The organism is Mesorhizobium sp. B2-2-4 (assembly GCF_006442375.1).
Classification (GTDB): domain Bacteria; phylum Pseudomonadota; class Alphaproteobacteria; order Rhizobiales; family Rhizobiaceae; genus Mesorhizobium.
On sequence record NZ_VFWB01000016.1, the window covers coordinates 52,872 to 64,665 of the forward strand.

Annotated in this window: 10 protein-coding genes; 7 read left to right on the plus strand and 3 right to left on the minus strand. The window is 64.1% G+C overall.

Annotated features, from left to right (window positions below; genetic code table 11):
* Window positions 1-112: 112 nt before the first annotated feature.
* The 3 genes from FJ959_RS28930 (at window position 113) to FJ959_RS28940 (ending at window position 3,858) form a co-directional block, all read left to right on the plus strand.
* Window positions 113-1,480 (plus strand): LysM peptidoglycan-binding domain-containing protein, encoded by a 1,368-nt coding sequence (locus FJ959_RS28930; RefSeq protein ID WP_140633390.1) that lies wholly within the window; start codon window positions 113-115, stop codon window positions 1,478-1,480.
* Between the two features lie 121 nt (window positions 1,481-1,601).
* Window positions 1,602-1,949 (plus strand): metalloregulator ArsR/SmtB family transcription factor, encoded by a 348-nt coding sequence (locus FJ959_RS28935; protein ID WP_140494514.1) that lies wholly within the window; start codon window positions 1,602-1,604, stop codon window positions 1,947-1,949.
* Between the two features lie 25 nt (window positions 1,950-1,974).
* A complete protein-coding gene (locus FJ959_RS28940) occupies window positions 1,975-3,858 on the plus strand; it encodes an ABC transporter ATP-binding protein/permease (RefSeq protein WP_140494512.1) in 1,884 nt (627 codons plus the stop codon).
* A 31-nt stretch (window positions 3,859-3,889) separates the two neighbouring features.
* Here FJ959_RS28940 and FJ959_RS28945 read toward each other — a convergent pair whose 3' ends face one another.
* Window positions 3,890-4,771, minus strand: coding sequence for an SMP-30/gluconolactonase/LRE family protein (locus FJ959_RS28945; protein WP_140633391.1), 882 nt, complete (start codon window positions 4,769-4,771; stop codon window positions 3,890-3,892).
* 232 nt (window positions 4,772-5,003) lie between these two features.
* On the opposite strand from FJ959_RS28945, the gene FJ959_RS28950 reads away from it, so the two are divergent.
* The 3 genes from FJ959_RS28950 (at window position 5,004) to FJ959_RS28960 (ending at window position 7,886) form a co-directional block, all read left to right on the plus strand.
* On the plus strand, window positions 5,004-6,275 hold the full coding sequence (locus FJ959_RS28950; protein WP_140517831.1) for a DUF4375 domain-containing protein: 1,272 nt from the start codon (window positions 5,004-5,006) through the stop codon (window positions 6,273-6,275).
* A 90-nt stretch (window positions 6,276-6,365) separates the two neighbouring features.
* Window positions 6,366-7,064, plus strand: coding sequence for a phosphatidylserine decarboxylase (locus FJ959_RS28955; RefSeq protein ID WP_140520667.1), 699 nt, complete (start codon window positions 6,366-6,368; stop codon window positions 7,062-7,064).
* Window positions 7,065-7,067: 3 nt separating this feature from the next.
* Entirely contained in the window at window positions 7,068-7,886 is an 819-nt protein-coding gene (locus FJ959_RS28960; RefSeq protein WP_140562458.1) for a phosphatidylcholine/phosphatidylserine synthase, read from the plus strand.
* A gap of 101 nt (window positions 7,887-7,987) precedes the next feature.
* On the opposite strand, the gene FJ959_RS28965 is transcribed toward FJ959_RS28960, so the two are convergent.
* Window positions 7,988-10,210: an AMP-binding protein gene (locus FJ959_RS28965; protein ID WP_140633393.1), complete on the minus strand. Its 2,223-nt coding sequence runs from the start codon at window positions 10,208-10,210 to the stop codon at window positions 7,988-7,990.
* Between the two features lie 135 nt (window positions 10,211-10,345).
* Window positions 10,346-10,753, minus strand: coding sequence for a 4-oxalocrotonate tautomerase family protein (locus FJ959_RS28970; protein ID WP_140633395.1), 408 nt, complete (start codon window positions 10,751-10,753; stop codon window positions 10,346-10,348).
* A gap of 113 nt (window positions 10,754-10,866) precedes the next feature.
* On the opposite strand from FJ959_RS28970, the gene FJ959_RS28975 reads away from it, so the two are divergent.
* The gene (locus FJ959_RS28975) at window positions 10,867-11,793 is read left to right on the plus strand and encodes a LysR substrate-binding domain-containing protein (RefSeq protein ID WP_140633397.1); all 927 of its coding nucleotides are present in this window, start codon (window positions 10,867-10,869) and stop codon (window positions 11,791-11,793) included.
* Window position 11,794 lies beyond the last annotated feature (1 nt).

Genomic DNA, 11,794 nt, shown 5'->3' on the forward strand with positions numbered 1-11,794 from the left:
TGGGTCTGAAAGCGCGGTCAAGCCCTAAGGGCCGAGAAGTCCGGGCTTTTTCTTGTCGGTGATGGTAAAACAGGCTAGACCGGCGTTAGGTGGCTAAGGGGCAGGGAAGTAGATGGCGATCAATCCGTTGAAGGCGTTTCTGTTCGCGGCGGGTGGGACCGTTGCGGTCGCGGGAACCGCCTATGTGTCGGGCGCGCTCGACCCATATTTCAATCGCACGCCGCCGGCGGACGTCGCGGCGCAGGCTCCGCCTGTGGCGCCGAAGCCGGCCAATCCGGGCACGGAAGCGCGGCTGCCGCAGGCTGCGGCACCGTCCGCTCCCACCTCTGAGGCAACCGCGCCTGCCGTCGCGGGTCCGATCGCCCCGACCTTCGACGTGGTGCGCGTTGAAGGCGATGGTTCGATCGTCGTCGCCGGCAATGCCGCGCCCAATTCAAAGGTCGAGATCCTCAACGGTTCGACCGTGATCGGCTCGACGGTCGCCGGTCCGGATGGCGCCTTCGTCATCGTGCTCGATGATCCGCTGAAGCCTGGTGACTATACGATTGCCTTGCGCTCCACCGCCGGCGATGTCGCGACCGCTTCCGCCCAGACGGCCGTCGTCTCCATTCCCGCCAATGCGAGCGGCCAGGTGCTGGCCATGGTCGAGGAACCGGGCAAGCCGGCCGAACTGCTGACCGTGCCCCAGCCGCAGACAACACCGGAAGCGCCTGCAGCCGCGGCTCCGGCGCCAGGCGCGTCCGCCGCCATCGAAGCAACGCCTGCGACTGCGGCGCCGACAACGCCGCCCGCGCCATCCGTGGCCGAACCCAAGATCGTTGTCGAAGCGGTCGAGATTGACGGCAGCAAGATCTTTGTCGCCGGCCTCGCCGACCCGGGCCGCAAGGTGCGCGCCTATGCCAACGACATCCTGCTTGGCGAAGCGCAGACATCGCCGAATGGCCATTTCCTGGTTGAGGCGAGGCGCGACGTACCGGTCGGCAGTTACACCATCCGTGTCGATGGCCTCGATGCCGACGGGGTGAAGGTGGTGGCCCGCGCCGCCGTACCGTTCGAGCGCGAACCGGGCGAGGCGGTCGCCGCCGTGGCGCCTGCTGGATCCAAGGCGGCCGATGCAAAGTCTGCCGAACCGTCGGCTGCCGCTGAAGCGCCCGCCAACCCGGCGGAACCGGCTCCGGCCGATGCAGTGGCCACGCCGCCTTCCGATGTGGCCGAGACTGTTTCACCTAAGCTCGAACATGCCAATGGCGCCGTGATCATCCGCCGCCACGATACGCTGTGGCGGATTTCGCGGCGCGTTTACGGTTATGGCATGCGCTACTCGACAATCTATCTCGCCAACCAGGACCAGATCCGCAATCCCGACCGCATCTGGCCGGGACAGGTGTTCAAGGTCCCGCCACGGTCTAAGGAAGGCGAGGCCGCCGACCTCAAGGCGATGGGTGACCAGATGACGACGCATTCGGCGAAGACGGAGTAGGCAAGCGTCAGCGGGGCGGCTGCAAGCCGTTCCGAAGCCGATCCTTCGCAGCCCTCCGCCTGCAATCTCCCCATCCGGCCAGCTTGCCTCGTCACTGTTCATCGTCTATCGCCGATGAACGATGACCGAATCCCTGCCTGAACCGGACCGCGCGACGAGCGCGCCAACCTCTTGCACCACCGACAGCCACTCCATCGCGGCCCGCTTCGCCGCGCTCTCGCACCCTGCGCGCATCGAGATCCTGAAACGCCTGTCCGCCAGCGGTTTCTGCTGCTGTCGGGACGTTGTCGACCATCTCGATCTCGCCCAGTCGACCGTCTCGCAGCATCTGAAGATCCTGGTCGAGGCGGGGCTGGTGCGCTTCGCGCCTGACCGCCAGCGCTCGCGCTACGAGGTGGACCAAGCCGCGCTTGCCGGCGTGTCGGCTTCGCTGAGCGCGCTCGTCGTTTCCTGCTCGACCAGCCGCTGACCCTCTCACCCAAAAGGCAAGAAAAGTGGCCGAAAAAACCGTCTCCGCCGATTCCCCGACCTTCAAGACGCTGCTTAACCTCTGGCCCTATATGTGGCCGGCGGATCGTGCCGATCTGCGGGCGCGCGTCACCTGGGCGACAATTCTGCTGGTGGTTGCCAAGCTGACATTGGTCGCGGGACCCTATTTCTTCAAATGGGCGACCGACGCCTTGGCCGGTGACGGCAGATCGACGCCGCCGCTACCCGCCTTCCTGCTCGCCCCAGTCATGTTGGTTGTCGCCTACAATGTGGTGCGGCTCGTGCAACTCGGCTTCAACCAGTTGCGCGACGCGCTGTTTGCCCGCGTCGGACAGTACGCGGTGCGCCAGCTTGCCTTCCGCACCTTCGTCCACATGCACCAGTTGTCCCTGCGCTTCCATCTCGAACGGCGCACCGGCGGCTTGTCGCGCATTATCGAGCGCGGCACCAAGGGCATCGAGACGATCGTGCGCTTCATCATGCTCAACACGGCGCCGACCATCCTCGAATTCGCGCTGACCACGGGCATCTTCGCCTACACCTATGGCTGGAAATACGTAGCCGTGGTGGCGGTCACCGTCTGGCTCTATGTCTGGTTCACGGTCCGCGCCAGCGACTGGCGCATTTCGATCCGCCGCGACATGAACGACAGCGACACCGACGCCAACACCAAGGCGATCGACTCTCTGCTCAATTTCGAGACGGTCAAATATTTCAACAACGAGGCCATGGAGGCCGAGCGCTTCGACCGCTCCATGGCGCGCTACGAGATGTCGGCGACGAGAATCTGGACGTCGCTCGGCTGGCTGAATTTCGGCCAGGGCGTCATCTATGGGCTGGGCACGGTCATCGTGATGTGCATGTCCGCGCTCGAAGTGCAACGTGGCACGCAGACCGTCGGTGATTTCGTCTTCATCAACGCCATGCTGATGCAGCTCTCGGTGCCGCTCAATTTCATCGGCTTCATCTACCGCGAGATTCGCCAGGGCCTCACCGATATCGAGCAGATGTTCGACCTGCTCGACGTGCCGCAGGAGATCGTCGACAAATCTGATGCCAGGCCGCTCGCGATCGAGGCCGGCAAGGTCGAATTCCGTGACGTGCATTTCTCCTACGACCCGAACCGCAAGATCCTGAAAGGCATCAGCTTCGAGGTGCCGGCCGGCAAGACCGTCGCCATCGTCGGTCCTTCGGGCGCGGGCAAGTCGACCATCTCGCGGCTGCTGTTCCGCTTCTACGACATCCAGTCGGGCCAGGTGCTGATCGACGGCCAGGATGTCAGGGAGGTGACGCAGGAGAGCCTGCGCGCGGCGATCGGCATGGTGCCTCAGGACACCGTGCTGTTCAACGACACCATCGCCTACAACATCCGCTACGGCCGCATCGGCGCCAGCGAGGAGGAGGTGCGCAAGGCGGCCGAACTCGCCCAGATCGGCCCCTTCATCGAGCGGCTGCCCGAGGGTTACCGCTCGATGGTCGGCGAGCGCGGGCTGAAGCTTTCCGGCGGCGAGAAGCAGCGCGTGGCGATTGCCCGCACCATCCTCAAGGCGCCGCCGATCCTGATGCTCGACGAGGCGACCTCGGCGCTGGACAGCCATACCGAACAGGAGATCCAGGCCGCGCTTGACCTGGTCAGCCGGGGCCGCACCACCATCGTCATCGCCCACCGGCTGTCCACGGTGATCACGGCCGACGAAATCATCGTGCTCAAGGACGGCCAGATCGCCGAACGCGGCACACATGCCGATCTGATGCGCAAGCACGGGCTTTATGCCTCGATGTGGGACCGCCAGCGCGAGGCGACCGAAGCCGAGGAGCGTCTGCGCATCGCCCGCGAAAGCGACGAACTGGGTGTGGTGGTGCGCAGGCGCACGTCGGAGCTGTCGTAGCGGCGTTGGCTATCTCCGTCGCTTTCGCCAATCAGCGTGTGACCGAAATGTAAGACGGCCATCCCGCGCCAGGCGAGGAAACAGCGACGCCCAGCACCTGACCAGTGCGGGCGTCGCTCGACATGTGGTCGAAGCCGCGCCACTCGGCTGCGGTGATGAACAGCGTCCTGCCGTCGACACCGCCCAGCATGCAGGCGAAGCAGCCGCGATCGGCGGTCACGGTCTGCAGCAGCTCACCGCCTTCGCGTACCTGCGCACAGCGCTTGTTGGGAACATCCGCGTACCAGACCGTCCCTTCGGCATCTAGGCAGATGCCATCGGGATAGCCGTCGAGATCGGCCCACACCCGCCGATTAGCCAGAGTGCCGTCGGCGGCTATGTCGAAGGCGGTCAGCCGGTTGGAGTGGGATTCGGCAATGATCAGCGTCCTGTTGTCCGGGGTCACAGCCATGCCATTGGCAAACGCGATATTCTCAGCCACTTGCCTGGCCGTCCCGTCCGGCGTGATCAGCACGATCGTGCCCGGGCCGAAATGCTGGCCGGGTGCCGGCGCCGGGCCGCCGCCATTGACATAGATATTGCCGCGCCCATCGACGACGATCTCGTTCCAGGGGCTTTTCGAGAGGTCGCGCAGATCGGCATGGGTGACGAGCCTGCCATCCACCTCCTGCCTTAGCAGCAGGCCTTCGCGGCCTGAAATCACGAGCAACCTGCCATCCGGCAGCCAGTCGATGGAGTAGGGCAGGACCGCTGGCACGGTGAGCATCACCCTGCTCTTGCCGTCTTCGCTCACGGCGACGATCTCTCCGGTACCCCAGTTGCAGAGCCACAGGCGTCCCTCATGCCAACGCGGCGATTCCCCGAAAGCGAGGCCCATGGTGATAATCTTGGCGTTCTCGGCAACGGATGACATTGGCTGGCTCCTTGGCTGCGTGACCCACGTCACCCTTCCGAAGGCGTCGCGAGGCACTGTCCTGCCAAGGACGGGCGAGCGTATGGCTTGCCGACATTGCGGCCGACAATTCTGAAAGGCTAATACGCGATGGTGATCCCGCCAAATCTGCACATACCTGGGTCTCTTTCAAATCTAAAAGCAGGTGATATTGTCACCTCGGGAACAACCAGCCGCGGTTGCTTTGCGGTCTATGAAAGCATTTTCGATGTTCGGATTTTTCTTTCGCAAGTCTAAAAAAACGTCTGAAAAACTCGCGCCGAATGCTGCCAGGTGGCCACAGGTCAGGCTGCCGCTGCCGGTTTTTGTGCGCCGTTCAACAGTAGAAAAGGCAATCGATAGCCCCTCGGAACTCGTCTTCGCCGTTGAGATTTTCATCCATACCATGACTTATGAAGGGCTCTACCGATATCCGGAGATCAGCCCGAGGGCGATGCAGGTTTCCCACGCAAACTCGTACTCGGCTGAGGTGAAGAATGGCGGGCACAGTCAATTCATCTACAATGGCGCAGAGGAAACCAACGCCATGATCACGAACGCCCGAGTTGGACTCGCTGCTAGCGGTGCGAGCGGCCAATTGGCGACTTTGGAAAAGATGTCCTCCTGGATTGCCGAGCATCCCGATGAGGCGGCCGAACAAACGGGCTTCGAGGGTGGTTGCGACGATTTTCTGGATGCGCTTGACGGTGAGTTCTACCACGCAGATGAGGCTGCACCGATGCAGGGTTTCTTGGCGCGCTGGATCGTCTCGTGGCCTGATCTACAGATTGTCGAAGATGACGACTACAGCGATGTTATACACGGTCTGGTGATGGCCAACCCGCAACGCGAAGCCAGGCTTCTTCATCGTTCGATTAGCAAGCTGGTGCGCCAGATGATCGGCTGGCGCGACGTTGGGGCCGGTCTCGCCTGCGCCAAGGTGTCTCCGCCTGAGGTCAGATTGGGCTTTGGCATGGCAAGAATGCTGGATGTCGGGGGTGAGATGCAGATGGTTTTCCAACTGCGTACCAGTGCGAAGGAGCCTCGGCTATGCGTTGCAACTGAGACGCACGCCGATATCTACGAATACATCGCGGCGGAAGACCCACCGGTCATACGCCCGGGTGAGAATTCTTTGGGAGCCATCGCTCCGCGAGTAGGCAACCGACTTGGCCACGCTGAAGGCTCGGAAATCAAAATGGTTGTCGAATTGGCTGAGCAGTATCATGCCCCGGCTGCTGTCGACCTTCTACTGCGCAAAGCCGGATTCGACCCGACGGACGCCATCGTTTCAGCGAACTCAATCGTGCAAACGGCGGAAGGCGTGGTCGTGAACTGGGTGGTGTTGGCGTCTGACCGGGCCTTCCTCTTGCTGTCTTCGTGGAATGGTAGTGTGCTCTTGCGTGGCAAAGATAACGAAAAGCTTGCCGACGCTACAATCCCGGAACTCGCCGAGCACTTTGATCGTTCCGCTGCTGCGGGCTAGCTCGTCCACCCTCCTTCCCCATTGTCGCGTTGCGGGCAGAGGGTGTTTCGGTTATTGAGGCCGAACCTGAAACAGGGACTGCCCCATCCCATGAGCCTTGTCGATACGGTCAAGAACGCGTTCGTACCGATCCATCGCGAGGGCTATCCGTTCATCGCCGCCTTCGGCGCGGGCACGCTTTTCCTCGGCTATTTCTCCTCGATCCTGTTTTGGATCGGGCTCATCCTCACCGCCTGGTGCGCCTATTTCTTCCGCGATCCCGAGCGGGTGACGCCGGTCGATGACAGTCTGGTGGTGAGCCCCGCCGATGGCGTCATCTCGGCGGTCGGCCCGGCCGTGCCGCCGCGCGAGCTTGGCCTCGGCAATGCCGAAATGACCCGCATATCGGTGTTCATGAACGTCTTTTCCTGCCACGTGAACCGCGCCCCGGTGCGCGGCAAGATTTCCCGTATCGAGCATCGGCCGGGGAAATTCCTCAATGCCGAACTCGACAAGGCAAGCACCGAGAACGAGCGCAACGGGCTGGTCATCGACAGCCCCAACGGCACCGTCGCGGCAGTGCAGATCGCTGGCCTCGTGGCGCGGCGCATCGTCTGCTGGGCCGAGACCGGCGGCTCGATCGCCATCGGCGAGCGTTTCGGCCTGATCCGCTTCGGCTCGCGCGTCGACGTCTTCCTGCCGGAGGCGGCGACACCACGCGTGGCCGTCGGCCAGACGGCGGTCGCCGGCGAAACGGTGCTGGCGGAATTCGGCGGTATCGCCGCCACGCCTCTCGTGCGGATCTCCTGACCGGTGGGCGCGCCGTTCAAGAAATTCGAGGCGCATGCCAGCGGCGGCCCGCGCATCCGCGAAATCCCGATGCGCATGGTGCTGCCCAATCTGGTTACGGTGCTCGCCATCTGTGCCGGCTTGTCCGGCATCCGCTTCGCTTTCGAGAACCGCTTCGAGCCCGCGGTGGTCATGGTGCTGCTCGCCGCGTTCCTCGACGGCATAGACGGCCGGTTGGCGCGAATGCTGAAGGCGACGTCGAAATTCGGCGCGCAGATGGATTCGCTGGCCGACATCGTCAATTTCGGCGTCGCGCCCGCGCTGGTGCTTTACGCTTTCCTGCTCGACCGCGCGGGATCGCCGGGCTGGATTGCCGCCCTTTTGTTCACCATCGCCTGCGGCATGCGGCTCGCCCGCTTCAATGTTCTTGACGAGGAAAAGGCCGAGCGGCCGGCATGGCAGACCGAATATTTCGTTGGGGTACCGGCGCCGGCGGGCGCCGTGCTGGTGATGCTGCCGCTTTATCTGTATTTCCTGCGGCTTGGGCTGGAGCCCGGCCGCCCGGCCGCCTTCATCGCCACCGGCTTCACCGTACTGGTCGCCTTCCTGCTGGTCAGCCGTTTGCCGGTCTATTCGGGTAAGAGCATCAAGGTGCCGGGTGACAAGGTATTGCCCGTCATCCTGGGGGTCGTGCTCTATATCCTGCTCTTGATGACCTATCCCTGGTACACGCTGACGGCCTCCGTCGCCGGTTATCTCCTCTTCCTGCCGTTCAGCGTGCGTGCCTATTCGAAGCGCGCCAGGCTGGAAGGCGAGCAGGTGCCGCCTTCGGATATAGGATAACGCTGTTATCCCTCTTTGAAGGCGACAGAGGGTGCATTGAAGGCCAGCGCTTTGCGCCCGGGCCCTGCGATTTAGGCGAGACGACCCTTCAGGCCGTTCGCCTACGCCGCCGCACTCAGCCCCAGACGATCGATGGCCAGTCTGCGGGCCGACACGTAGTCGGTCTTGCCCGAGCCCAGCGCCGGGATCTCTTCCACCTTGACGATGTCGTTGGGCACCATCAGTTCGGCCGCCCCGGCCTTCTTGCCGAATTGGCGCAGTTCCTCGGCACTCGCATCGTCGGCGGTGGTCACCAGCACGATGCGCTCGCCGCGCCGTTTGTCGGGCACCGCCACGGCGGCATGGCGCTCTTCCGGCCACAGCGACTGCACCAGCATCTCGACCGCACCCAGCGACACCATCTCGCCGGCGATCTTGGCGAAACGCTTGGCCCGGCCGCGAATGGTGATGAAGCCCTCGCGGTCGACCGAGACGATGTCGCCGGTGTCGTGCCAGCCCTCGAGCCGCTGCAATTCGCCCGGTCGGTCGGCGGTCATGTAGCCCATCATCATATTCGGGCCGTCGAGCCACAGACGGCCGGCGCCATCGATGCCGTCGACGGGTTCGAGCTTCATGCGGATGGCCGGCAGCAGCCGCCCGACGGTGCCGTCGCGGCTATGGATGGCGGTGTTGACGGCAACCACGGGCGCGGCCTCGGTCAGCCCAAAGCCTTCGATGATCTCGGCCTGGAAACGCTCGCGATAGGTGCGGCGGGTTTCCGGCTTCACCGCTTCGGCGCCGGCGACGACGAAGCGCAGGCTGGAAAAATCGCCGTCCTTGGCGGTGCGCGCGTAATTGGCGAGGAAAGTGTCGGTGCCGAACATGACCGTCGGCTTCACCTTACGGGCGATCTCGGGGATGATCTTGTAATGGAGAGGCGAAGGGTAAAGGAACAGCTTTACGCCTGTAACCAGCGGCAGGATGGTGCCGCCCGTCAGCCCGAAGGAGTGGAACACAGGCAATACGTTGAGCAGGATATCGGCCGGCGAGATGGTGATACGGGCTTCCGCCTGCATGGCGTTGGCGTAAAGGTTCTTGTGCGACAGCACCACCGCCTTCGGCGTGCCTTCCGAACCGGAGGTGAACAGGATGACCGCGGGTTTGGCTGCGTCCTGGCGCTGCAGCGGCCAGCGCCACAGCAAGGCGGCGGTAAGCTTTTCCAGCGCCGTCACGCTTGCGCGTGTATCCTCCAGCCAGAGAAATTTCGCGCCGCCCTTTTCGACCGCCGTCACGATATCGCCGAGGTCGGCCTTCTCGATGAAGGCGCGGGAGGAGACGACCGTGCGGATCACCGCCGTGCGGATGGCGGCGGTGACGCTGGCCGGACCCGCGGTGTAGTTGATCATCGCGGCCACCCGCCCGGCCGAGAGCAGCCCGACCAGGGACAGCACCACGCCATTGGCGTTGGGCAGGAGCAGGCCGACCGCTTCGCCGGGCGCCGTCACCGTCTCGAAACGCCTGCCCAGCACGCGCGCGCCGATAAACAGTTTTCGATAGCTGAGCGCGCCCGAGACGACGTCCTCGATGATCGGATGCGATGCGCCGACCCTGGTTGCGGCGTCACGCATGGCCAGGAACAGGCCGCGATCGAGATCGGCGGCTGCGAAGCGCGCCTCGGCGAAGCGGTCGAACAGCGCGTTGGTGTTCGAGGCCTGCTCGGGAATGCGCGCCACCAGCTCGGCAATGGTCATTGGTTCCAATGCGCTGATCGACAGGCGCGGGAACCAGCGCCGGGGCACGATGCTGGCCGGCGTCAACGAGACCGGAAGGTCGCGGGCGCCGCCGACGAAGATCGGCACGATGCGGGCATCGGCCTGCATGGCGATGCGCGTGACAGCGCGAAACAGCCGGAACGACTTGACGTCGGGCTCGACCGCGTCCGGCAGGTAGACGGCAAGCCGGCCCTTGCCCTTCAGCACGCGCACCAGCCTGCGGCTGACGAAGACGTGTTCGGCGTTGAAGGCGATGGTGCGGCCAAGCTCGCGCCACGGCTCTAGCCATGGTGCCCTGGCCGAGGCTCCGTCGAGGATGTGCAGCGTGTCGTCAGGCAGCAGCGACAGCATCAGCGCCGGTTCGAAGTGCGACTGATGTGAGATGACATAGATGACTGGCGCCGCCGCATCGCGCGCGATTGCCATGCGGCTGTCGCTGATCCGGTACGCGAGCTTGAACGGCACGTAGAGCAGCGCCTGGGCAAAGCGCAGGCCGAGGCGGAACTTTTCCACTACCCCGATCAGCAGCCAGGCCACGACCAGACCCGCAAGCAGCGCCAGTGTCAGGATCATGCCGCGTCTCTCCCAACGTTCCTTGCACCTCGGCTCTGCGGCCGCTTCGGCAAGAACCTAGACGATGTGCGGGCAAGGTCAATGCGCAAGGGCCTCTTGCCGCCTCTCACGAAGGGAGGGGCAAAGCGACATCCTTTACGCCGTCTTCAGTCTCCCGCTGATGAAGCGGAATTCCTGCGTTTTGCCGCCATAACCGTAGGCCGCGGCCGGCACTTCGTGGACGAAGGCGTAGCTTTCTTCGTGCACGGACCCGAGCAGGCGCCCGAAGGCGGCGAAGATCGCCTTGAGATAGGCTTCCAGCTCGAGCTTGGTGTTGGTGCCGTCGACCACCTTGATGTCGAGCCAGAACGTATTGGTCCCATGCTCGGCCAGCGATGTGCCGCCGGCGAACCAGTGCTGCGGATCGAGATAGGAGACGGCAACCGCCGTTATGGTCGGATCCTTGCGAAGGTGCGTGGCGGTGAGTTCGGTCGCCTCCTCGGCGATCCTGGCGGACAGCGTGGCGTCGGGCTTCCCGGTGACGCTGACGTTGATGATGGGCATTGTCCTTCTCCTTGGTTCTGGCGGCCTCTGTCAGCCGATGACGCAACCCTGTCACCAACCAGGAAACATGAAAATCGAATTGTTTTCAGAGAATACTTCGATAATATCGAATCATGAAAACGCTCGATCCCGACCTCTTGAGGACATTCCTCGCCTTCGCCGACGGCGGCTCGCTGGCGCAGGCGGCCTCTATCGTCGGCCGTTCACCGTCGGCTGTGACGGCGCAGATGCAGCGGCTGGAAGAGGCTGTCGGCGAACCGCTGCTGGCACCGCAGGGCAGGGGCCGCAGCCTGACGCCGACCGGTGAGGAGCTTGTCGGCCATGCCCGGCGTATCCTTGCAGCGCATCGTGAAGCCTGGCTCGGCCTGAAGGGCGCAAAGGCCGATGGACGCATCGCGATCGGCACGACACAGGATTTCGCCGACAGCGGCTTGCCCGATCTGCTGCGTGCCTTCGCTGAAAGCCATCCGCGCGTCAGGATCGAGCTGCGCGTCGGCCGCTCCGCCGAGCTGGCGCAAGCCCTTCAGGGCGGTAGCCTGGATCTGGCGATCGTTATGCGGCAAGCTGCGACGCCGGACGAAATCGGCCTGCTGCGCGAGCCGATGATGTGGCTGTGTTCGCAAAAAGGGCTGGCTGCGCGACAGGACGAATTGCCGCTTGCGCTGCTCGATCCGCATTGCGGCTTCCGCGAAGCGGCGATCTCGGCGCTCGATTCGGCCGGCCGGCGCTATCGCGTTGCGGCCGGCAGCGCGAGCCTGGCCGGCCTGCGCACGGCGGTCAAGGCCGGCATTGCGCTGACGCTGCGCACCGCGCGCTTTGCCCATTCCGGCATCGTCGAAGCACCGCGCACGTTCGACCTGCCGCCCGTGCCCGTTGCCGAATTCGCCATCCGGCTGCGCGCCGATGCCGAGAACCCGGCGCGGGATCTGGCCGCACTGCTCGGCACCGGCCTGGCTGTGCCAGGACTTTTTTGGCTGACAGCCGCCTGTCGTCCCGCGCGGGCCAAAGAAAAAGCCGACCTTGCGGTCGGCTTGGAGTAGG